General features: G+C 34.0%; 26 protein-coding genes and 4 pseudogenes. 8 read left to right on the top strand and 22 right to left on the bottom strand.

Translation table 11 applies throughout. The features are described 5' to 3' along the window. Window positions 1-186: 186 nt before the first annotated feature. From wTKK_RS02130 to wTKK_RS02085, 10 genes and pseudogenes are all read right to left on the bottom strand, one after another. Window positions 187-1713, bottom strand: coding sequence for an acyl-CoA carboxylase subunit beta (locus wTKK_RS02130; RefSeq protein WP_407511794.1), 1527 nt, complete (start codon window positions 1711-1713; stop codon window positions 187-189). 124 nt (window positions 1714-1837) lie between these two features. Then, the gene (locus wTKK_RS02125) at window positions 1838-1999 is read right to left on the bottom strand and encodes a hypothetical protein (RefSeq protein ID WP_407511793.1); all 162 of its coding nucleotides are present in this window, start codon (window positions 1997-1999) and stop codon (window positions 1838-1840) included. 10 nt (window positions 2000-2009) lie between these two features. Then, a complete protein-coding gene (locus tag wTKK_RS02120; RefSeq protein ID WP_407511791.1) occupies window positions 2010-2252 on the bottom strand; it encodes a hypothetical protein in 243 nt (80 codons plus the stop codon). A 211-nt stretch (window positions 2253-2463) separates the two neighbouring features. Beyond that, window positions 2464-3792, bottom strand: a pseudogene (locus tag wTKK_RS02115) (IS4 family transposase). Window positions 3793-4017: 225 nt separating this feature from the next. Continuing rightward, window positions 4018-4488, bottom strand: a pseudogene (locus wTKK_RS02110) (transposase). 119 nt (window positions 4489-4607) lie between these two features. Then, a complete protein-coding gene (locus wTKK_RS02105; RefSeq protein WP_407512210.1) occupies window positions 4608-4679 on the bottom strand; it encodes a hypothetical protein in 72 nt (23 codons plus the stop codon). 77 nt (window positions 4680-4756) lie between these two features. Beyond that, window positions 4757-4840 carry a hypothetical protein gene (locus wTKK_RS02100; RefSeq protein WP_407512209.1) on the bottom strand — a complete coding sequence of 28 codons (84 nt, stop codon included), beginning with the start codon at window positions 4838-4840 and terminating at the stop codon, window positions 4757-4759. 45 nt (window positions 4841-4885) lie between these two features. Beyond that, window positions 4886-5086, bottom strand: a complete 201-nt coding sequence (locus wTKK_RS02095) for a hypothetical protein (RefSeq protein ID WP_407511790.1) — start codon at window positions 5084-5086, stop codon at window positions 4886-4888. 239 nt (window positions 5087-5325) lie between these two features. Next, on the bottom strand, window positions 5326-5781 hold the full coding sequence (gene mlaD / locus wTKK_RS02090; protein ID WP_407511789.1) for an outer membrane lipid asymmetry maintenance protein MlaD: 456 nt from the start codon (window positions 5779-5781) through the stop codon (window positions 5326-5328). Window positions 5782-5783: 2 nt separating this feature from the next. Further along, window positions 5784-6089, bottom strand: coding sequence for an NADH-ubiquinone oxidoreductase subunit NDUFA12 family protein (locus wTKK_RS02085; protein WP_407511788.1), 306 nt, complete (start codon window positions 6087-6089; stop codon window positions 5784-5786). Between the two features lie 64 nt (window positions 6090-6153). Between wTKK_RS02085 and wTKK_RS02080 the strand changes: the two genes are divergently transcribed. Beyond that, a complete protein-coding gene (locus wTKK_RS02080; protein WP_407511786.1) occupies window positions 6154-7602 on the top strand; it encodes a proton-conducting transporter transmembrane domain-containing protein in 1449 nt (482 codons plus the stop codon). Between the two features lie 45 nt (window positions 7603-7647). Next, window positions 7648-8751 (top strand): rod shape-determining protein RodA, encoded by a 1104-nt coding sequence (rodA, locus tag wTKK_RS02075; RefSeq protein WP_407511784.1) that lies wholly within the window; start codon window positions 7648-7650, stop codon window positions 8749-8751. Window positions 8752-8799: 48 nt separating this feature from the next. On the opposite strand, the gene wTKK_RS02070 is transcribed toward rodA, so the two are convergent. The 8 genes and pseudogenes from wTKK_RS02070 to wTKK_RS02035 all read right to left on the bottom strand — a co-directional run bounded on the left by wTKK_RS02070 (window position 8800) and on the right by wTKK_RS02035 (window position 14470). Next, on the bottom strand, window positions 8800-10047 hold the full coding sequence (locus wTKK_RS02070) for an IscS subfamily cysteine desulfurase (RefSeq protein ID WP_407511783.1): 1248 nt from the start codon (window positions 10045-10047) through the stop codon (window positions 8800-8802). Between the two features lie 172 nt (window positions 10048-10219). Beyond that, on the bottom strand, window positions 10220-10354 hold the full coding sequence (locus wTKK_RS02065) for a hypothetical protein (protein WP_407511782.1): 135 nt from the start codon (window positions 10352-10354) through the stop codon (window positions 10220-10222). A gap of 66 nt (window positions 10355-10420) precedes the next feature. Continuing rightward, window positions 10421-11549 (bottom strand): annotated as a pseudogene (locus tag wTKK_RS02060) (IS481 family transposase). Window positions 11550-12175: 626 nt separating this feature from the next. Beyond that, on the bottom strand, window positions 12176-12442 hold the full coding sequence (locus wTKK_RS02055; protein WP_407511781.1) for a hypothetical protein: 267 nt from the start codon (window positions 12440-12442) through the stop codon (window positions 12176-12178). A gap of 79 nt (window positions 12443-12521) precedes the next feature. Beyond that, the gene (locus wTKK_RS02050; RefSeq protein ID WP_407511779.1) at window positions 12522-12764 is read right to left on the bottom strand and encodes a hypothetical protein; all 243 of its coding nucleotides are present in this window, start codon (window positions 12762-12764) and stop codon (window positions 12522-12524) included. 127 nt (window positions 12765-12891) lie between these two features. Beyond that, the gene (locus wTKK_RS02045) at window positions 12892-13452 is read right to left on the bottom strand and encodes a hypothetical protein (protein ID WP_407511777.1); all 561 of its coding nucleotides are present in this window, start codon (window positions 13450-13452) and stop codon (window positions 12892-12894) included. 323 nt (window positions 13453-13775) lie between these two features. Next, window positions 13776-13964, bottom strand: a complete 189-nt coding sequence (locus tag wTKK_RS02040) for a hypothetical protein (protein ID WP_407511775.1) — start codon at window positions 13962-13964, stop codon at window positions 13776-13778. 98 nt (window positions 13965-14062) lie between these two features. Continuing rightward, entirely contained in the window at window positions 14063-14470 is a 408-nt protein-coding gene (locus tag wTKK_RS02035; protein ID WP_407511774.1) for a hypothetical protein, read from the bottom strand. Between the two features lie 114 nt (window positions 14471-14584). Between wTKK_RS02035 and wTKK_RS06225 the strand changes: the two are divergent. The 4 genes and pseudogenes from wTKK_RS06225 (at window position 14585) to wTKK_RS02005 (ending at window position 16820) form a co-directional block, all read left to right on the top strand. Continuing rightward, window positions 14585-15534: pseudogene (locus wTKK_RS06225) on the top strand (IS5 family transposase). Window positions 15535-15647: 113 nt separating this feature from the next. Next, window positions 15648-15989, top strand: a complete 342-nt coding sequence (locus wTKK_RS02015) for a hypothetical protein (RefSeq protein WP_407511773.1) — start codon at window positions 15648-15650, stop codon at window positions 15987-15989. A gap of 192 nt (window positions 15990-16181) precedes the next feature. Next, the gene (locus tag wTKK_RS02010) at window positions 16182-16361 is read left to right on the top strand and encodes a hypothetical protein (protein ID WP_407511771.1); all 180 of its coding nucleotides are present in this window, start codon (window positions 16182-16184) and stop codon (window positions 16359-16361) included. Between the two features lie 126 nt (window positions 16362-16487). Then, window positions 16488-16820 (top strand): hypothetical protein, encoded by a 333-nt coding sequence (locus wTKK_RS02005; RefSeq protein WP_407511770.1) that lies wholly within the window; start codon window positions 16488-16490, stop codon window positions 16818-16820. Between the two features lie 24 nt (window positions 16821-16844). Here wTKK_RS02005 and thyX read toward each other — a convergent pair whose 3' ends face one another. The 4 genes from thyX to acpP all read right to left on the bottom strand — a co-directional run bounded on the left by thyX (window position 16845) and on the right by acpP (window position 20724). Beyond that, window positions 16845-17678, bottom strand: coding sequence for an FAD-dependent thymidylate synthase (gene thyX, locus wTKK_RS02000; protein ID WP_407511769.1), 834 nt, complete (start codon window positions 17676-17678; stop codon window positions 16845-16847). After that, the gene (gene murA, locus wTKK_RS01995; RefSeq protein ID WP_407511768.1) at window positions 17671-18957 is read right to left on the bottom strand and encodes a UDP-N-acetylglucosamine 1-carboxyvinyltransferase; all 1287 of its coding nucleotides are present in this window, start codon (window positions 18955-18957) and stop codon (window positions 17671-17673) included. Before murA ends, thyX begins: the two co-directional genes overlap by 8 nt. Window positions 18958-19185: 228 nt before the next feature. Next, the gene (gene fabF / locus wTKK_RS01990; protein ID WP_407511767.1) at window positions 19186-20457 is read right to left on the bottom strand and encodes a beta-ketoacyl-ACP synthase II; all 1272 of its coding nucleotides are present in this window, start codon (window positions 20455-20457) and stop codon (window positions 19186-19188) included. Window positions 20458-20463: 6 nt separating this feature from the next. Beyond that, complete coding sequence (gene acpP / locus wTKK_RS01985) at window positions 20464-20724, bottom strand: acyl carrier protein (protein ID WP_407511766.1); 261 nt, start codon at window positions 20722-20724, stop codon at window positions 20464-20466. A 127-nt stretch (window positions 20725-20851) separates the two neighbouring features. Here acpP and wTKK_RS01980 point away from each other — a divergent pair, with 127 nt between their 5' ends. Both wTKK_RS01980 and wTKK_RS01975 read left to right on the top strand, forming a co-directional pair. Further along, window positions 20852-21634 (top strand): polyprenyl synthetase family protein, encoded by a 783-nt coding sequence (locus wTKK_RS01980; protein ID WP_407511765.1) that lies wholly within the window; start codon window positions 20852-20854, stop codon window positions 21632-21634. After that, a complete protein-coding gene (locus wTKK_RS01975) occupies window positions 21627-22499 on the top strand; it encodes an FKBP-type peptidyl-prolyl cis-trans isomerase (RefSeq protein WP_407511764.1) in 873 nt (290 codons plus the stop codon). The genes wTKK_RS01980 and wTKK_RS01975 overlap by 8 nt, the downstream gene beginning before the upstream one ends. Window positions 22500-22513 lie beyond the last annotated feature (14 nt).

Raw genomic sequence — 22513 nt, 5'->3', positions numbered from 1 at the left:
AATTTTTGAGCTCTAAAAGTATCCCTAATTGTAATTATAATCAGATTTAAAACACGCGGAAGTAAATTTTAGCTAAGGTAAGAATATATTGTAGAAAAAAGAACCCAAAATAGCGTTATTGGTAATCCAAGCGCTAGTCTTGGTGTAACGGCACTGTAGACCTTACAGTAAAGACTGAGAGGAAAGTTACAAAGGAAGATTATCATGCTTCTTCCATATTCTTTCTACTTTCTTATTTTTAAGTAGCTCTAATGCTTTGTGAAAGTGATGCCTTGTTTTACTTGGCACTATAATGTCATCAATGTATCCATTTGATGCAGCAAAAAATGGATTAGCAAATTTCTCTTTATATTCTTTGATTAACGTTTGCTGGTCTTTTTCATGCCTAAATATAATTTCAACTGCACTTTCAGGGCCCATTACAGCTATCTCAGCGGTTGGCCAAGCATAATTTATGTCACCTTTTAAATGCTTTGAGTTCATAACAATATATGCACCACCATACGCTTTTCTAGTGATAAGGCTAATTTTCGGCACGGTCGCTTCAGCGTAAGCGTAAAGCAGTTTCGCTCCGTGTTGTATTATATTATTGTATTCTTGATTCGTGCCAGGTAAAAACCCTGGAACATCAATAAGTGTGATGATGGGAATGTTAAATGCGTCACAAAATCTTACAAACCTCGCAGCTTTTCTTGAAGAGTCAATATCCAAGCATCCTGCAAGGTGCATAGGTTGATTTGCAACAACACCAGTAGTATTTCCTCCAATTCTGCCAAAGCCAACTATGATGTTACGAGCAAAATCGGGTTTTAGTTCAAAAAATTTCCTTTCATCACACACCTTTTCAATGAGTTCATACATATCATAAGGAGTATTAGGATTACTAGGAACTAGAGTGTTCAAAGATTCATCAACATCATCAATTAATTCGCAGATTGGTAAAGTTTTTGGCAACTCTTGATTATTTGCTGGCAAAAAGGTGAAGAATTTTTGCATTTCTAGTAGCATTTCAACTTCATTATTGAATGCAAAATCTGCTACTCCTGTTTTACTCGTATGAATTTTTGCTCCACCGAGATCTTCGTAGCTTACGTTCTCGTATGTAACTTTTTTCACTACATCTGGTCCGGTTATAAACATGTATGAGCTATTTTTTACCATGAAAATAAAGTCGGTTAGCGCTGGAGAGTAAACTGCACCGCCAGCACATGGGCCCATGATTAGAGAGATTTGTGGTATAACGCCTGATGCATTTACATTCCTTTGAAAAATTTCTCCGTAACCAGCAAGGGAATTTACTCCTTCTTGGATTCTGGCTCCACCAGAATCGTTTAGTCCGATAATTGGAATTCTGGCATTAATTGCCATATCCATAATTTTGCATATTTTTTTTGCATGTGATGCACCAAGTGATCCACCAAAGACAGTGAAATCCTGAGAATAAACAAAAACTTTTCTGCCATATATAGTACCATGGCCAATTACAACTCCATCACCTAAAAAATCAGCATTTTGCATGCCAAAATCATTTGCGTGATGCTTCACAAACTTATCATACTCTTGAAATGAATTTTCATCGAGCAATATACTCAGCCTTTCTCTAGCGGTTAGCTTTCCTTTTTCATGTTGCTTGTTAACCCTATCAGGACCTCCTCCTTTTTCGGCTTCTAATGTTTTGATCTTTAGAGTTTCTAGTATTTCAGAGTCTTGCATGTAGTAAAATAACTTTCAAATTGGTTGTAAACTTTATTGAACTTACAAATCCTATTGATTATACACATACACCGTTGCTGCATGCAACGGTGTATGTGTACGATAATTAATGCGCTAGCAATTTCTATTTAATATTTTGAGAATGCTGAGACTCACTAACATTCTGTGCACTTGCACTTGTTACACCTGTTGATGGATTAATTGTTATAACTTCTTTTTCAATTCCTTGTAAGTTTGAAGCCAATGAGACCAATTTTGCTAGAGTCATGTCATTATATTTATCCATCTTCTTATTCTCATAATAGCCAATTTATTTTTACAGCTTTGTTTTCCTCGAAGTCCTCAGGACTTATATTATCACTTAAATCAGTACAAAATACGTTACCATTTCCACTAATATTTAAAGCAATACTGCAATCTCTATCACCCACTTTCCAGTTAAATTTAATTATACAAGACTCATTTAGTATTTGATAAAGCCTTACACAATCATCACTTTGTGAAACACGCACCAACCTTTTATCGTCTGGAGATACCAATGTAAAAGCTCCAATTTTTAGATTACTATCCTTTAAGGCCTTACCAGGAAATGAGTTATCAAATTTAACTCACCTCTGCCTTCTTTTAACGATACCCATGCAGTAAATGATTTATCTTCTTTTCCTCTCAACCTCACATCAGCTACAACTTTATCAGCTACTTCATTTGTACACTTTGCCTTTTCCTGTTCTATAAACCATACGCGTCAAGTTAAGGGAAAATGAGGAAATTTAGTGCACTCAAAGTTGATATTCTTGTTTTTCTATATTTGTCTTTTAAGGAGAATTTTGATCAGGTTAAGACGAGTTTTTTTGAGGAAAATTTGTACCTTACTGACTACACAATTTAATGTTAAGAATAGCTGTCTAACTCGCCTTTTAAGCTCAATAAATTCCTTTATTAGACTAAGTTCTGTACTCTTTTTTAGTTCTGTACAACCAACTATTCCATGAAATATAAGAATTGCGCACAATTTAGCGTATAGTTTACACCATACTCTGTATGGTTTTCCTGTAAGTTCGTCAAGCCTGATGTGACTCTTATACAATCTAAATAATAATTCAATCTGCCATCTTACTCGGTAAATTATTAATACCTGATCAGCACTAATTTTATTTTCTGGAACGTTAGTTATGAATATCGACCAATCCAGCAATTTTTGATTCTTTTGAGAAGATGTATATCCATGTGATTTTGCTAACCTATTAGCCCTTCTTCTAATTATAGACTGTTCTTCAGTTAATTTGTGACATATAATTCTCACTTTAATTTTTGTTTCTTTTCCTAATAGCACCTCATTTTCTAGAAACAATTTATCCTCTAAACATTCTAATAACTCTATTTTTTGATTTGTTTCTGTACCATATATGTTGGTACCAGATTTATAACGACTTATAAAATAAGCTCCGGCTCCATTGATTTGTTTAAAGGAACTTGGCACAAAATAACCCAAATCAGATATTAGTCAATCATTGCTCGATATATTGCTTAAATGTCTTCTATACCCCTGATCTGACCTTATTCCCTCAGTTATATTAAGCTGCTCTAATGTCTGGGTTAGGTAGTCAAAAACTAATTGTAACTTTATTCTATACTTAGTATTACTTTCATAAACACTGTAGCTAGTACCATAACCTTTATATATATTTTCCATACCATTAGGTATGGCTGATATAGCTACTATCCAATAGCTTAACACTTCTAAAGTGCTTCAAAATTCTGCAATCAACCTTTAAGATATTTTTAAATAAAACTAAAGACTCATTATACATTCTTTTCATAAATTCCACTGCTTCCTTGGTAAATCTAAAGTCCAGACCTTGTTTTGTTATATTTATCGAGTCTCCATTCAATAATTGACAAATTGTATCTATACTACAATTATCAATCCCTATATTACCCAAGACTATGGCTTTTACAAACGATGAGCCTTTTAGCTTCCTCTTTACTTTTTATGAATCCTGTTGTAGTTGAGATTTTATCTGCTTTTTCATTAAAAAATTCTTTGAGCTTTTTTGAGATGCAAACTATTCTTTTTATTGTATAAGTTCTCCATTTTGTTTGTTAAATTTAAGAGAACTTATATCTTCTTTTTCTTTTCTTTACACCAACTTTACCTCACTTCTTCTTAACTTGACACGTATGGTTAAATAAACTGTGTCAAACCGTATTTTTAGTTGAACTCAATTTTTAACCTACAAGAAAAAAAAAGATATTAAGTTGAGACGTAGTCAAAGCCCAATCATGTATAGGCATAGCCCATTTTTATCCTACCTTTTTTATAGCACAATATACCTGTTCATATAAGGCATTTGTGCTAGTAAATGAGCCCTTATTAGTAAATTTTCTGATCTGTCTATGTAACCCTTCAATAGGATTTGTGGTATAAATTAATTTTCTTACAGGGCCGGAATATTTAAAATAACTAGAAAGATTTTCCCAATTATTCTCCCAAAACTAAAGTATATTTTTCTCCCCATTTTTCCTCTAGCTTAAGCAAATAATTTTCGGCAATTTATCTACTTGCAGCACGTTATATTTTTTCAAATCATTCATGAAAATTTTCACATCTTTGCTCGATGCATATTTCAATGAATTTCTTATCTGATGTACAATACATAGTTGTATTTCTGCTTTAGGAAATACACTGTTTATTGTTTTAGGAAAGCTTTTTAGCCCATCTACACATACAATCAGGATATCTTCTACTCCTTTCTCTTTTAAGTCATTTAACATCCCTAGCAAAAAGTTAGCTCCCTCACTTTCTGCTATATAAAAGCCCAAAACTTCTTTCCTTTCATTCTGCCAATATATTTTACATATATTTACTTACGCAATACCTATCTTTTTTGACCTTAAAAAAACATAAACACTATTGGATACACTGATTGCAGTGGACGACTACGCCAATCATTGATTACAGGCAATAATTTATCAGTAATACTTGATATCTCTGCTACAGATATTTTATATCTCTATATACCATGCCAATGGCATATGTACTTTAAACCTTTGCTTCAAGTTCGGTTGTTTGCCTTTTTCTGACTACTTGTGGCTCAAAGCTTCCTTCCCTATCTCTTGGTGTCAATAACTCAAATGAACCTACACTTGTCCGTAAAGTCTTTGAATTTCTTCAATTTCTTCGGTTATTTTCTTCGCTTTTAAGCCGACAAGTGATTTTTATTTCACCTTCCAGAATCGCTTCCAGTAGCCTTTTTACAAACGGTGTTAATGTACCATCTCTTCCCGTCAATAGTCTTCCTTCTCGTATAGACGATAAGATATTTATTTCTAAATAGTCTACCAAACCGGTAGTTCTGTTTGCTTGACTCATTGTCAAACCTCCATTTTTTCTATTTTATTGTTGCTTCTCGGTTTGATACAGTTTATTTAACACTTCCCTAAGTACGTAAAAAAACACTCCTATACTGAAAGTACAAGCATTTATTGAGATTATTAGGAATGTAAAAACTAGCAGAAATCTTGATAATTCAAATGCTGAACAACTTCAAGCTATTGATAGAAAAATACCTTAATTGTACATAGGCCAAGTTGGCTTATGTGTTCTTATTCTCACTTTGTAAACATGCCAATAATTTTATCCACTATTCCACCCATATTTGCTCCAGCTTGAGTATGTGCTATTTTACCACCGTGTGAAATTAATTTAGGATCTGCACCAGGTGATATATTAATAAATTTACTACCAAAAACCCCACTGCTAGAGATTAGAGCTGAGCTATCAATTGGCAACTTTATGTCTCTGCTTATGCACATATCGATTCGTGCTATGTAGGTAGCTTTGTCGAGCGATACGCCAGTTATGCTTCCGATTTCTACACCAGAGACCTTGATACTATCACCAACCTCTACACCGTTAGCATCAGTAAAAAGGCCATGTATTTTATAGCAATCCTTATAGTTTCTCTTTATGTAAGATAGCTTATTAATAGCGAAGAAGACAAGAAAAATGGTGAAAATTAATACAAATGATCCAGAAATTATTTCAAGTATATTTGACCTTCGCATCTTTAATTACTAGGATTCCAGCTTTCATAGTAGTTTTTCACCTTTTGATTTGGGTAGTATGCATCTTTTGTACCCGTTAAATTAGGAGTTTTTCCTGTATTATTATTAATTGGTACTGCATTATCAGTATAATGCAGCCATATATGCCATGCTGGAGGAATTGTTGTAGGCTCAGAAACATTACCATATATTACCCATCTTTTCCCTTTACTTGACTCATAGTAAGAATTTCCGTTTTCATCCCTACCTATAAGTTCACCTTTTTTCCTTAATAAGTTTGTTACTGAATTATAAATTTTAGATAACATAAAGGTATTAAAACGAAAAGTATTATATATACTAATACTTTAACGATGTATTAACAACAGTTTAATGCAATTACCAATTCTACAAGTTATTATACCAATAATTGCATCGATGTTCTGCTTTCTTACCAGGAAACATGGGGTGTCCTGGTTTATCTCTTTTTTTACAACGGCAGCTACTTTCTTTATTTCATTAATGTTGCTAGTAAAAACATACAATGGTGAAATTATAACTTATTATCTTGGAGATTGGGCTCCTCCATACGGAATAGAGTTGAGAATCGACATATTGAACTCCTTGATTCTAACTTTGGTGAATTTTATAGCCCTTATTAGCGTGCTTTATAGCTTTTATATTAACGAAAAAGAAATTAGCAAAAACAAGATCACTGGTTTTTATTCTCTATTTCTACTGTGCTTAAGCGGACTACTCGGGATTCTAGTAACAAACGACATATTCAATCTTTATGTTTTTTTGGAAATTTCATCTCTTTCTTCTTATGTTTTAGTTTCCATGGGAAGGGATAAGAAAGCTTTAGTTGCAGCATTTGAATACCTCATTAGTGGTACTGTAGGAGCAACATTTTACTTGTTTGGCATCGGCCTTTTATACTCTATGACCGGAACGCTCAACATGTCTGACATGGCTGAAAGAATAGTACCATTATATGATAATAACATCATAAGACTTGGTACATTATTCATTTTTGTTGGTCTCTCAATCAAAATGGCACTTTTTCCACTCAGTAAATGGCTAGTTAATGCGTATAGTGGAGCACCAAGCTTCATTGGCGTATTCTTTTCAGGTACAGTAACCAAAGTGATGATATATGTTTTTATCAGAATCTTTTACAATATTTTTCAGCAAAATTTTTTCTTACCACTGCACAATGTGATAATTATCCTCGCACTTTGCGCTATTGTATTTGGATCAATATCTGCAATAATCGAAAAAGATATAAAAAGACTATTTGCTCACTCCAGTATCAGTCAGATTGGCTATATACTTTTAATGCTGGGTTTAAATTCAAAATCAGGTTTGTTTTCAGCAGTTCTTCACATAGTAAATCATAGCATGATAAAAACGTCTTTATTCATGGTTGCAGGGTGTATTTCTTATAAATTTGGTATGACAAAGATAGAAAATTTGTCAGGACTAAAAAAGTCAATGCTCTGTACAACAATCGCATTTACTCTACTTAGTTTAGCATTAATCGGTGTACCATTGACAAATGGCTTTGTAAGTAAGTGGTATATGATGCAAGCAATTCTTGAATCTCATGCATGGATTTCCCTTACAGTTTTTGCTGGTGGCTCTTTTCTTGCACTAATATATATGTGGAGGTTGGTAGAGAAAATGTATTTTGAAAATAGCGCAGCATCAAACACTGAAATGACACTTAATGAGGTACCATTGCTTATGCTCTTTTGTCTACTATTTATGGCAATTTTAACGGTAATAACTGGGATATATAGTAATCCAATTCGGTTGGTAATTAATAAATTTGCTTTTTGATTTTCTTATGTTTTATTTTATCTAAAAGTCTGTAAAGTTTTCGCTGTGGATAAGCTGAAGAAGATTAACTTATTATTAGTCATGAACGTAATAGCTCTGCTTTGCGTTGGCATTGTTGTTCAATATTCTTCTGCTGGAGGAAAGTGGGCTCCATTTGCAATTCACCAATTGGTTATATTCTCTTTCTTCCTTTTGCTTGCTATAGCTATGTCATTTATAGAGCTAGATTTTTATTTGAAGAACGCTTATTTTTTTTACATAGCAGCAGTAATTGCGCTGTTAGCAGTAAATTTTTTTGGCTCGCATATAATGGGTGCAACGAGATGGATAAGAATTGGGTCAATTAGTTTACAACCATCAGAATTTGTAAAAGTGGTCTTAATACTTGCACTTGCTCGTTATTTTAATCAACAAAGTGTGTATAAAATGATGAAATTTCAAAGTTTATTTAAGCCACTTATAATTATTTTCTTACCTCTATTCCTTGTATTGAAGCAACCTAATTTAGGAACAGCTGTAATAATATTGTTTATAGGAGCATCAATTATATTCACAGCAATAATGGAAAGACCTCATTTAATAATTTTTGGAACGCTTGGCATTTTCGCAATACCAGCTATTTGTCCTTTTTTGCGCCCTTATCACAAGCAAAGGATATTATCATTTTTGGATTCATCATTAGATCCACTTGGAATAGGTTATAATGCACAGCAATCTCAAATAGCTATTGGTTCAGGAGGTTTGTTTGGTAAGGGGTTTGTTAATGGGAGTCAAACTCAACTTGGATTTTTGCCAGAGAAACGCACAGATTTTGCTTTTGCGGTACTTAGTGAGGAATGGGGGTTCTTAGGCAGCATGGCTTTGATTTTACTCTATACCACATTGCTTGCTATAATATTCTCCATTGCTTACAGGTCAAAAAATTACTTTTCTAAGTTAATATCTATCGGGGTTTTCGCCTTTTTTGGTGCTCATTTCTTTATAAATATCGGAATGACAATAGGCCTATTACCTATAATAGGTGACCCACTTCCATTTCTATCCTATGGCGGAAGCACAACTGCTGCGAGCTTAATATGTATAGGATTGCTACTTAGTTCCGTGGTGTCTACAAAAGACTTAAAGCTAAGTTTCCGATTTCACCGATAGAAAGAGCTTAGACAACCATCACTCCGCTAATGGTTAACGTCTTATTCTTCAATGAGAGTCCCATTTTACGGTGCTTAAATCTATTCCCTCTTGTACCATTTCCAAAAGAGGACTCATCTCTCTTAGCCGTCCAACATTTTTAGTAACAAGATCTGCTGCGTATAGAACTTCATCTTTAGTTGTAAATCGGCCAAGGCCAAATCTAATTGATGAATGCTCAAGATCGTGGCCATTGTTTAGTGATCTTATGACATAAGAAGGTTCAAGAGATGCGGATGTGCATGCAGAACCAGAGCTTACTGCTAAATCCTTAATTGCCATGATAAGAGACTCACCCTCAACATAAGGAAAACTTAGGTTAAGGTTACCTGGAATCCTATTTTCGTAGTCACCATTTAAAACAACATCAGGAAATACCTCTTTTATTTTATTGTACAAAATATCTCTCAACTCTTCTAATTTGCTTGCTTCTATTTCCATTTCTTCTTTAGCGATACGTGCCGCTTCACCAAAACCAACTGCAAGGGGAGTAGGAATTGTTCCAGAGCGCATGCCTCTCTCCTGCCCACCACCACTAATTATTGGCGTCAACCTAACACGAGGATTTTTTCTACGGACATATAATGCACCTATTCCCATAGGTCCATAAATCTTATGGCTAGAAAGGCTCATAAGATCAATGTTAATTTCATTTACGTCTATTGGAACTTTTCCAAAGCTTTGGGCAGCGTCTGTATGAAAAAATATATTATGCTTTCTACACATTGCACCAATTTCTTTGACAGGTTGCATTACTCCGATTTCATTATTTGCCATCATCACTGAAATCAGAATTGTTTTATCAGTGATTGCCTCCTCAAGTTTCAACAAATCTATAATTCCGTTTTGCTTAACAGACAAATATGTAACTTTAAAGCCTTCATTTTCCAGATGTCGACAAGAATCTAAAACGCACTTATGCTCTGTGCAGACAGTTATTATATGATTTCCCTTATTCTGATAAAAATGAGCAACACCTTTGATAGCCATGTTATTTGATTCGGTTGCACCCGAGGTAAAGACGATTTCTTTGCTGTCTGCATTCACTAAGTCAGCAATGTGCTTCCTTGCTTTTTCTACTGCTTCCTCAGCTGTCCAACCAAATGAATGGCTACGAGAGTGTGCATTACTAAACTCACCAAAATAAGGTATCATCACCTCTAAAACACGAGGATCTACTTTAGTAGTAGATTGATAATCGAGAAATATTGGTAATTTTATTTTAGTATCATGTATTTTCTCACTTTCAACATTCATAAAGCTACCAAAGAAACAAAATTTACAACTATTTAATAGCACTAAAGCTTAATTTTTTCAAGATATAATCTTGCCTAAACGAAAGTTGTCAGCGCTCTCTCCTACGTTATTCCAGTCTCCCTGTAATGTCATTTCCTATGATCAGTGTTTATGCAGCTAGGTCAAATATGCGCTAGGCAACCCTACTAGCGCCAGCAGTTTCTTGCTGTCCATTTGTTAAGACTGGTTTATCAACTTGAGTATCAGGCTTGGACAATGCATATATGGCACTGCCAACTACTAGCGCTATAGCTGCAGTTTTATCCACTGCTATTGGTGTAGAGGGGTTTTGACTCAGCTGTAACTATTACAGTTGCAGAAAGTGCTTTTGCTATTAGAACACCTGACAATGCAATTGCTGTGTATAATAATTTAGACTTGATCTGACAGAAGAATTGACGAGTTCAAAACTGATATCAGAATCTGTTTTAATGTTATCAATATTTTTTTTTTGGTAAGCAATACTCATACTATCAAAAAAGGTCTGCATAGGCATAGCAATACTTACTGGAATGAGTTCTATCTCTGTTATAAGAATGCAACCAATGACGACATCTAACTGAAGCTCCTCCAAAGTACTATAAATCTTTTTCCTAAAGATAATATTGTAACATTCATCTTGCATAGTTCTATGAAACCTTTGACATATACCATTAGTTTGTGGAGAATAAGCTTTGGTTCTAGAATGATCAATATTTTCTACTCCCAAATATAACAGGTACGCATGACTACCTGGTTTACCACAATACTCTGTACCACGATCAGTTAAAATGCGTAGCAATGGAACTTTCTGTTCATCAAAAAATGGTATAACTCTATCATTGAGAAGATCTGCAGCTGTGATAGCAGTTTTCTCCGTATAAAGCTTAGCGAAGGCCACTCTAGAGTAGGTGTCAATAAAAGTTTGTTGATAAATTCTTCGAATACCTTTGATATTGCCTACATAATAGGTATCTTGACTACCTAAGTATCCAGGGTGTTGTGTCTCAATTTCGCCATTGGCTTCTTTTTGTTCCCTAGTTTTTTTTCTAAAGCAGCAACTTGCTCCTCCGTTAAAATTATACCGTCTTGGACCACCTTTGCTTCCAGGGCTTTCAATCTCTTTTTAAAATTTTCGAGATCGTTTCTTTGCCATATTGACCTTATACCACTAGCAGATATTAGAATTCCTTTTTTCTTTAATTCATTAGCTGCTCTTTCTTGTCCATATGCTGGAAACTCTACTGCTATTTTAACTACTGCTTCTTTTGTATCCTTTGGTACTCTATTGGTAAGTAATGGTTTGCTTTTGTTTATCTCATATAATGCTTTTCCCCTCCTGTTTCATATAGCTCTTTGAAGCGGTAAAATGTATCCCTTGAATATCCCATTACTTTACACGCTTGGGATACATTTCCTAATTGCTTTGCAAGTTCTAGCAACCCCAACTTTGGTTCTAGTATTTTTTCTTGTGTTGTACTCATGTCTGACACTCCTTTAAAATTTATTTATATTTTTATCTTACTTTATTAATCTGTCAGATCAAATCTAAACTATTACACTTTGACGCCTATACTTTCTTCAATATTTTAGCCATCTGTATCTGTTCAGATGCATGCAAATATTGAAACCAGTGTTTCTTTTCTTATCATCCGAGTACTGGGATCCAGAAGAATTAATTTTGAACAAATAACTATGCAATATTTTTAATAAAATTACAAAAAAGCTGGATTCCAGACTGGAATGACACCGTCATAAACTGCTAGGTCTTCATAATATCATATCAGTACTGGTATCCAACTAAATTGGTGAACACTTTACATCATTTTTGATGGAAAGAACTAGATGCCAGTGTCAAGCACTGACCCATTTTTCCTTAAGTTTTTGTAGCTTGTGTTCTATTACAAAACCACTGCTGTACTAACGAGCGGTAAAATGCTAGCGAATCTAAACTAAAAAGAATACATTTACGCTGCTTGAAAGTCTACTGGATTCAATTTTAAAAACAATTAATTGAAACAATTATAATATACCTTGTATGCGATTAAAATATCTCTGGAATAGTATAAAGGACTATGTCATCATTGAAGAGAAATTCATCTGTTGTTTTTTACTCTTTATTAATTTTATAAGAATCATAAACATTGTAGTCTGCTTTTGTATGGTAATCACAATACTGGAACTTACCCTCTTTATTGAAAGAGCCAAATTGATCAATTAATGTAGTCATTTTCTTACCTTTTCCACTTTTTGTTAATTCAAATACATCAGCTGGGCAGTGGCCTGAAGAATCTTGATTAGTAGTTCCTTTCACAATAAAAAACGATGGTTTATCGTTAAGTAACTTCCAGAAATCTGGCTTATATTCCTTTTTCATACAGTTTAAACTTATATAATTGATATTTATTTGGAACATTTGAGTATTGAGAATCGTACTTTTTATGTTCAAAAACTTATTACCTATTACCTAAGAAATTACAAAACGTTAATTGATAATCATCATTACTACTGGACTTGACTACTTTAAGATAATGAAAGTCTCTAGGAATTTTTATCTCTTCTTCTGTAACGTGATTATGTATGACCAATTGGTCATCAAGCATGCAGTAACCTATTTTCGGTAAAGTAGCCACAAGTTTAACGTTTAACATGATATCTGCTTGATAGATATTGTCCGATAACTTCTCTCCTTGCTGCAAAGTAAAATTCTGCTCTGCCTTAGCTGTTGCTTCCGATGCACTGCATTGCTCAGTTTTAGTTAAGTTTTTTTATTATTGTTGATATCTCACTGATTTCTAATATATCATGTTCATTTTTTGTGTATTGCTACTTATAGCAACTACCATCTTCACATACTGGAAGACGTTTTCCTTCTTCATCTGATATATAGATATAATCACCTTCTATTGTAAAATAAAGTCCACCTTTTTCTTCTTGAATTTTTTGTAGTACTGGGTCATTTTCATCGTTTAAATTGATACAATTGAGTACTCCAGTTATATCTCTACCAGACAATTTGAGGCCAAAGTCAGGACTATCTTTTATGTTGTAAAGCAAAATCAAGATAGGTTTTGATTCAAGCTTTTCTATAATGTTGTTTCTATTTGTACTTATTATAGCTTCTTGTTCTACAATAAGATCCTCTTTAATAGAGTTTCCACTTTCATCAGATCTTTCTGCCTGCAGGGGTAAAATTCCTTCGTATAAAGATATTTTATCTCCCTGCTTCTTTAACTTTAAACCATTAATATTCTCTACTTTAATTGTACCAATATGTGAATAGATAACCTTACTATTTTTGTTTAATATATAATATTCATCAGGAAGTTTAATCAATTTTTTATAGAGCGGGTTTTTATCCTCTATTTTAAATATATGTTTTTCCATGATATTACCTTAAATAACCGACAACTTGCTGATTAATAGCACTGAGGCTACTAGGAGGAGAGACATAACTCATAAAACTCCTTGGCTGCTCATTATTTGCCACTATTTTCAGTATTAACGAAAGCTCTTTGCTGCTCATTGTCTTTTAATCTTTTTTTCCATATGATCTTTAAAAGCAAACAACATTTACTAGAATGACTTATTGATAATAGTTGACTGCAGTTCCACTGGATCAAAATTTAGACTTTTCTTTGAAATGCCACATTTCAAAGCTGTTGCTCCCAATACTTCTTCAAATTTTGTTACAACATCTGCTGCATCTATTATTTTGCCACTTCCTGTATTTCATTTTTTACTTTATATTCGTCCTGTCCTATCGCAGGGTAAAAGAAATTTATTACTTGAGATATAAATGAAGTTGGTCTGCTTGCTCCGCTTGTCACTGATGATTTTTTAGTTTCCCTCCTTCTTCTGCGTGCACTACAAACTTGATCTGCAGGATTTGTTGTCAAAACATATCTTTTGCGCTACTATGAAACTCTTCCGCATTTTCTGCGGATTGAAGTGCTTGATCAGCAGAATCTTCAGCTTCTCCTGTAAGATTTGCTGTTTAATTGTGTAGTATTTTAACCTTATCTTCCGTATCTTTAGCTTGTTTAGCAAAACCTTCTGAAGCATTTTTAGCTGCCTCTTCTGCTTTTTTAGCATCCAGAGTTTCATTTTTTGCTTTTCTTATCTCACGTAAAAACTGATCAGCTAATGTAGCACCTATTCCATCTTCTCCCTTGGAACCTGTCAATTCATTCGCACCTGGAGCTCCGGTATCTCCTTTTGGACCTTGTGGACCTGGCATACCCTTAAGACCAGATCTACCAACTTGACCTTTAGGTCCTTGCAACCCATTCGCACCTGGTTCTCCTTTTTCACCCGTATCACCTTTTATTCCCATAGCTCCGTCTAATCCTTTAGGACCAATATCTCCTTTTAATCCATCTATACCGGGCTGGCTTTGTTGCATAGCTAGTGTTGGTAGAGGTTATTGTAAGAAGAAAAGCTTTTCAATATATGACTACTAACGAATTTTGTTGTAGAATAGGCATTTTCCAAACAAGCATAACTTATGCTGTAAAAAGTGAGAGTAAGCAACCAAAGAGAATATAACGAATTTCTCAAAAAAAAGAGGAAATATTTTTCATTTTGTTAATCAAGCTATAGAAAATTGGTATGAAAATAGTCCAAAAGTTGCAGGTGGCAATACTACTTATAGTGATAAGGTTGTGATTTTAATACACATAATAGTTCATCTTTTTAGAATTGGCTTGAGGCAAGCTGTAGGTTTTGTAAAAGGTTATATGGTACAAATAGGCAAAAAAACTTAAGATTATCAGCTATACACAAGCTTCCAGAAGATTTAAAAAGCTTAATTTGAAGATTGATGACAATAGAGCCAATAAAGATGATTTTGAAAATATTGAAATTGCCGTAGATAGCACTAGAGTTAGTATCTACAATAATAACGGTGGGCACAGTAAGCTTAATACTCGAAAAAGAAAATACAGTGGTTATGGTCAAGTAAGAAAACTACATGTTGTTTTAAACGTGAATGATAAGAAAGCAATAAGCATGAACTACACTAGTAGTGTTGCTGTAGACTATTTGCCGGTCTGTGATATGTGAGAAGAAGTCAGTGATAAGTATAATATTTGTTCTATTCGAGCAGATGCGGCTTATGATATAAAAAGTGTGTATAAAGAATGCAGAAAATACAATATTGTGCCTATTATTCGCCCTAGAAAGGATACTAAAATTTGTTTAGCTGATTACTTATCAGAAGGAAACGAGTATATTAGTAGAATTAGGTCATATGAGAATTATGAAGATGGTATTAATGAATGGAAGAAAAAAATTAAGTATGGAGCACGGTCTTATATTGAAGTCTTTTTCTATAGGTTGAAGCAAATATTTGTGTTTAGCTTGAAAAATAAATCAGAGGTAAATCATGAAAAAGAGCTGTTAATTAAGTGCTACTTATTGAACATATTTACTGATATAGGTATGGCTAAATTTGAGATAGCTTCATGAATTTATTCCACGTTACCTATTATCCGAAGAGTGATGCAACAAAGCCATCCCAGTGTCAGCTACTTGCATGACACCACCTACTATGTAATTTACTTTTTTATATAATAAATAATATGCCAAAATATGTTAATCGCATTGCTCAATCTATTGTATTAAAAGTCTATACTGATAAGGAACATCCTAGAGTTAAAGTGTTTTGTAAAACTGAAGATAGAGAAAATGGACAAGTTGAAATAAGAATCTCAAAACAGAAAATTGCGGAGTTTTTAAATCAACTTGGCAATAAAGGAAAGCACCAAATTTCTATCAGTAAAAATGTAGAACAAGGTATAATTAAAGATATAGAAGGTATACGTAGAGAAATGGTAGATATGTATACAAAGCACCGGATTTATCAGCTGAAGAACAATATAATAAGTTATTTGAAAGTGAGAAAGCTATTGAATTTAATTTGAATACTTTTATGTCAGATAGTATACCTAAATTGTACAATTAAAAGATAGATTTGAAGAAATTTTAGATTTTGATCCCAAAAAAAAGGGCTATATCACTCATTAAGTTACTTTATTACTTTTGTAAAATTAGAGAATAGGAAAGATTTTGTTGCATTTCTCGAGTCTGATAATATCATATCTGAACAAGATTTTATGAATTATATTGATGAAAAAAAAGAACAAACGAAAAAGTTATTAATGATGCAGTTTTTATCGCAATTCTTACCTATTCTTGATGTTCAGAGCATTGAAAAGCGAGAAGGAGATCAATTTTATTATGATGACATAATATATAAGGAATTAAATAATAATTTATCTTCAATAGAACTATAGATCTATACTGAGCAAGAACAAATCAAATGTGCGTTAAATGATGTAGAGATAGGATGCTACTTAGAATTTAGTTATTTTTGCTATGCTTGTAATGAAGAAGATGTCATTGAGGATGAGGGGTATTCTATGTTGGTATATAAAGCAGAGAATGATAAATACATATTTTTTGACCCTAATAAAGGAGCGGTTGGCTTTTGTCCTGATACAGGAGCTACCAATTTTACATTAGAGGAAGTTTGTAGGGTAATGGAACTTGCTGTAAACCGTTATTCATATGATATGTATATTGAAAATTTTGCAGATTATTGCCAAGTTTATATTATGCTTAGAAATGCAACACTAATGTTAAAGAAAGCCGAAAAGCTTTACGAAACAATGGAAAGAATAAATTCAAAAATAATTGATATATCAGCTGATAAAGGTACGAATAAATTGTTGCTCACACCTGCAAGTATGTGAAAGGACATAACTCGATCTTTTTGGCTATTTACCAAGTATAGACATCAGCTCATTCCATTCTCTTTTACCAATGCCACTTTCTTCTCTCGCAACATTTTCTCCTTTTATTAGCTTGCGAATTATTTCAAGACCAGTTTTTGAAATGCAGGCTGATTTTAGCGAATATTCAACAAAAGCATTATAGGCCAGCGGGACCCATTTCTTCACTATGTCCAACATAACTTCTGCATAGACTCTAATTTCATATTGGGCGTGCTGATCGGCTCTAAGCCTTAAAAAGTGAAGAAGGTTGTGTAAATCTATTTTCCAATAAAACTGAGTATAGTAATTAAGTGTTAGATTGGTTCGGGCAATTTCCCTTGCAAGGCCCTGTTGAATAAATTTCTCATAATGAGAATATACTAAATTAGAATCATTTATTAGAGAATCTATTATTTCTTTTGAAGCACTTGAGTCAAAAGCTTCACCGCTGCCTTGTTTATTATTATCAGATTGTTTTGCAACCTGTTCTGGTATATAAAATTCATTATCAAGTATAGAATACCTTCCGGAATATTCATTCACATTTGCAGTTCTATGTCTTATCCACTGTCTTGCAATAAAAATTGGAAGTTTCACGTGAAACTTAATTTCACACATTTCAAATGGAGTTGTATGATGATTTCTCATCAAATATTTTATAAGCGCCTCATCTTGATTTATCTGTTTCGTGCCCTTTCCATAAGAAACGCGAGCAGCTTGGACTATGGCGCTATCAGAGCCCATATAATCAATTACTCGAACAAATCCATGATCTAACACCTTATGTTCTTCGTATAGAATTTCATCTATCTCTTTTACTGTAGTTCGCTTATTCATAACATGTCCTCAAGGAAATATCGGCTCCACACGAATTGAGTTTTTCGTCCATCGCTTCATAGCCTCTCCATAAATGATGTGAGTTATTTATTGTAGTTTCTCCTTTAGCTACCAAAGAAGCAAGAATTAAAGCTGCTGTTGACCTTAAGTCATTGGCATGCAGATTAGCTCCATATAGGCTATTTGTTCCACTTATAGTAGCTTTACTTTTTTCGATGCTGATATTAGCGCCTAATTTTCTTAGCTCATTTGCATGTGCAAATCTACTTTCAAAAATGTTCTCTTCAATGATTGATATTCCATCTGCAATGCACATTGCAGACATTAGTTGTGGTTGCATATCACTGGGAAAGTTGGGATATGGATTTGTTGCAACGTGAGCAGATTTAATAGAGCCATTTTTTCTAGAAATAATAATACCATCATCATGTAACTCAACTCTGGCTCCTATAGTCTTCAATTCATTTGCAATACATTCTATATCAGACAAACTTACTCCTTCTAACTTTAGCTCGCCGTCGGTAATGACAGCAGCCAAAGCATAAGTACCGGCCTCTATGCGATCTGGTATTATTTTATGCTCACACCCATTTAATGCTTCAACACCTTCTATTGTGATTTTTGTATTATTAACTTCAATATTGGCACCCATAATCTTCAGAAACTCTATTAAATCAAGAACTTCCGGCTCGATTGCAGCATTGTTTATTATTGTTACTCCCTCTGCAAGTGTTGCTGCCATTATTATATTTTCTGTTGTACCAACACTCACTTTTTCAAATGTTATTTCTTTGCCTTGCAATTTCCGCTTTGTTGTTGCAGTTATATTACAGCTATCAATTTCAATTTTAGCTCCCATTGCTTCAAGTGCCTTAATATGAATGTCAACAGGACGTTTTCCAATATTACATCCACCAGGAAATACTGTTAAAACTCTACCAAATCTGCTGAGCATTGGACCTAGCATTAAAAAAGATGCTCGCATTCTGCTTGCAATTTCATGTGGTATTAAATAGTTATTGATATTGCTACAGTCAATTTCCAAAGTGTGATTTGCTTTATAGTCTTTATTGCATATAAAATTTACTTCTGCACCAAGACTCTTAAGCAGCTCAGACATCAAATGCACGTCAATTAAATCAGGTACGTTATGCAAAGTTATTGAAGAATTACTAAACAAGCTTGCTGCCATTATTGGCAAGACTGCATTCTTTGAACCATTAATCTTTATTTTTCCAATCAAGGGCTTGTGGTTACTTCTTACTAATATTTTATGCATTTAATCAAGCGATAGAACTTATCAAGTAAGTATAATAGGTTAGCGGTAAAAGGCAAAATTTTGATCTTTCTTCTTCTGTCATTCGAGTGGCTGAAACTGGGATCCATTTCTTCATCATCATCAAAATGTTATATTTCAACATTACTTTTATGCTGACCAATTTAACTGGATTCTAGTTTTAGCTACTCGAATGAAATTTTCGTAGTCGATTCAAAATAGCATAATTAACTACACCTTTCCAAAGATGAGAGACGCGTTGGTACCACCAAAACCAAATGAATTAGAAAGCGCATATTGAATTTTATGCTCTTGAGCTTTAAGTGGTACAAAATTTAAATCACACCCTTCTGAAGGTTTGTGTAGGTTTAAAGTTGGTGGAACAATTCCATTGTTTAATGCAAGGATACTAAATATTGCTTCAACACTTCCTGCGGCACCAAGTAAATGTCCTATAGAAGATTTAGTCGAGGAAACAGGTATTTTATAGGCATAGTCACCGAATAACTGCTTCATTGCTATTACTTCAACTTTATCCCCAAGTGTTGTTGAAGTCCCATGTGCATTGATATACCCAATTTGACTTGGGCTTACTTGTGCACTCCTTAAAGCAAGTTCCATTGCCTTAAGTGCGCCTCTTCCTTCTGGATGTGGTGCTGTGATGTGGTGCGCATCTCCTGTTAACCCATATCCAGTGAGTTCTGCATATATTTTTGCTTCCCTTTTTTTTGCATGTTCATATTCTTCCAGAACTAATACACCTGCCCCTTCGCCCATGACAAATCCATCACGCTCTTCGTCCCATGGCCTTGAGGCCTCTTCAGGATTATCATTGAATTTAGTTGATAGCGCCTTCATCGATGCAAAACCTGCAATTCCAACTCTGCATAACGCACTTTCTGCTCCGCCTGCAATCATAATGTCAGCTTCACCGAGTTTTATAGCTCTTGCTGAGTTTATAATCGCATGCGCACCTGTTGCACATGCAGTTACTGCTGAGTCATTTGGACCTATAAATTCGTATTTAATAGAAATATGACCAGATATCAAATTTATTAGACTTGCAGGAACAAAAAGTGGGCTAACACGTCTAGGCCCCTTCTCCTGCATGGTAATTACATTTTCCTGAATCGATGGAAGACCACCTATACCAGAACCAATAGCTACACCTATTCGCTCTTTATTAATGTTTTTACTTTCCAAAATTAGTGAATCTTCTACTGCTTGAACAGCTGCTGCAATTCCGTAGTGAATAAAACGATCTGTTCTTTTTAGGTCTTTCTCAAAAATATAATCTAGTGGATTAAAATAATGCTCAATGTTATCGGATTGCACAGGCACCTGCCCTGCAACTCGACAAGCAAGATCAGAAGAGTCGAACCTATCTATATTGATTGCTTTGATGCCAGATTTACCTTCTTTCAGCTTTGACCAGGTGTTATTAACATCTGCTGCTAGTGGAGTAATTAACCCAACACCGGTAACTACTACTCTTCTCCTCATTCAACATCAATTGTTTGCTTTGTTTACTATATATTCAACTATCTGTTCCATAGTTTCCATTTTTTGCGCATCTTCGTCAGGAATCTCTATACCAAACTCTTCTTCAGCTGCCATAATTATTTCAACTGCATCTAAACTATCTGTGCCATGGTCTGAAAGCTTTGAAGAACTACCAAATCCCTCTATATCCTTACTGATGTGCTCTAGTATAATCTTCTTTACTTTTTCTTCTATATCTTCCCTAGTGCTTTTTGCTAATTCGCTCATTTCTTACTAAAAAATAACCTATTCTCTGATGTTATAAGAAATTTTGATGTTTGCAATAGCTTTTATGATTATATAAACTATTGAAAGCTTCCTATCTCTTAGCACTCGATAGTTGATAAATTTAAAAATGCTAGATGAAACAACAAAAAATTTGCTTGTTGTAGAAGTGAATAAGCTCTTACCTGAAAATAGCGAGAATAGACTTATATCAGCTATGCGTTATGTCCTTCTTGCTCCTGCAAAACATATACGTTCTTTTTTAGTTATAGCATCTTCGTCGATATTCAACATAAAGGTTGAAAAAGCAATAACAGCAGCAGCAGCAATTGAATTTATTCATGCTTACTCCCTAATTCACGATGATCTGCCATGTATGGATAACAGTGACACCCGCAGAGGCCAGCCAAGCTGCCACAAAAAATTTGGTGAAGCAACAGCAGTACTGGCCGGAGATGCATTACTTACCCTGGCTTTTGAGGTATTATCTTTGTTAAATTGTGAGATCATAAAAGTGCTCTCTCAAGCAATAGGAATGAAGGGAATGGTGGGAGGGCAGATTTTAGATATAGGTGTAGATTTTGACAAAATAAAAGAAATTCATTTGATGAAAACTGCAAAACTATTTGCAGCTTCGTGTGAAATAGGGGCTATAATAGGAGGCGGTACAGACAAGGAGCGGGAAGCATTATACAACTATGGAATAAATCTAGGGCTTATTTTTCAATCCAAGGATGATATCGAAGATTATGAGCAAGACAAAACAAACAATTTGATGTCCGTGCTTGGCAAAAATGAAATGGAAAATTATATAGATAGTCTCTTTAAACAGGCCTCAGATAATTTAGGTAAGCTTTCAGGTAATACTAATGGCTTATATGATTTATTGAATCAAGTAAAAAAAGATGGTTAGAAAAATTATATTACAAATGTTTATCTCTGTAGTAATGATTTTCGCTTTAGCTTCTGCTTTTATAATTACGATTGTTTATATAAACAAAGATAAACCAGAGAGAAGGGAAAAGCTTTACGAAATAAATGCTACACGTGGTGGTTTGACACAGATGATAGCAAGTTATTTGGTCAGGCCGATACTTGAATCAGCTCTTGATCGTTATATTGAAAAGCATGGGTTAGCAGAATATTTAGAAGAAATAACACAGCAAAAAGCAGAAGAGATGATAAACTTTTATGAAATTACTGAAGGCAGTGGCAGTAAAGTTTTCTGTGGCCAAGAGGTTCTGCTACAAATGTACAAAGTCTCCAACAACCTAGCAACGCTACTTCCGACTGATGTCAATTTGAAAATAGGTCAGGATTACTTAAAAGAAGTGAGTTTAGGGGTAATAGGTATGAAAGAAGGTGGGGAGCGTGTAGTTACTATTGCTGCTGATGAAAACAAAATGAGTTTTAACTCTTATTACATCAAACTGATTGAAGTAAAAGATAAATATCCCGATTCAGTAAATAACCTGATGATTTTTAATGACTTAATTAACAAAACTGGAAAACAAGTAAAATGTGGCGATGAGATATCAGTTCAATATAGCATAAAGAGACATAATGGTGAGTATATAATCAAAGATCAAATAGTGCAGTTTAAGGTTGGTGACAAAAAAATACCACTTGCTATAGAACTTGGAGTTGTAGGAATGAGAGCTGGTAATAAAAGAACAGTTATTTCTCCACCTGATCTTTTAACTGATATGTCAACAAAAGGGAGAGATTGTGATATTGCAATAATTGATTTAAGCTTGAATTCTACTATTGAAAAATAGCTTAAAGAATTACG

It is taken from the genome of Wolbachia endosymbiont of Trichogramma kaykai (assembly GCF_045765165.1).
Lineage (GTDB): Bacteria > Pseudomonadota > Alphaproteobacteria > Rickettsiales > Anaplasmataceae > Wolbachia.
The sequence above is the reverse complement of the archived record's forward strand: the minus strand, read 5'-3'. Positions and strand labels throughout refer to the sequence as shown.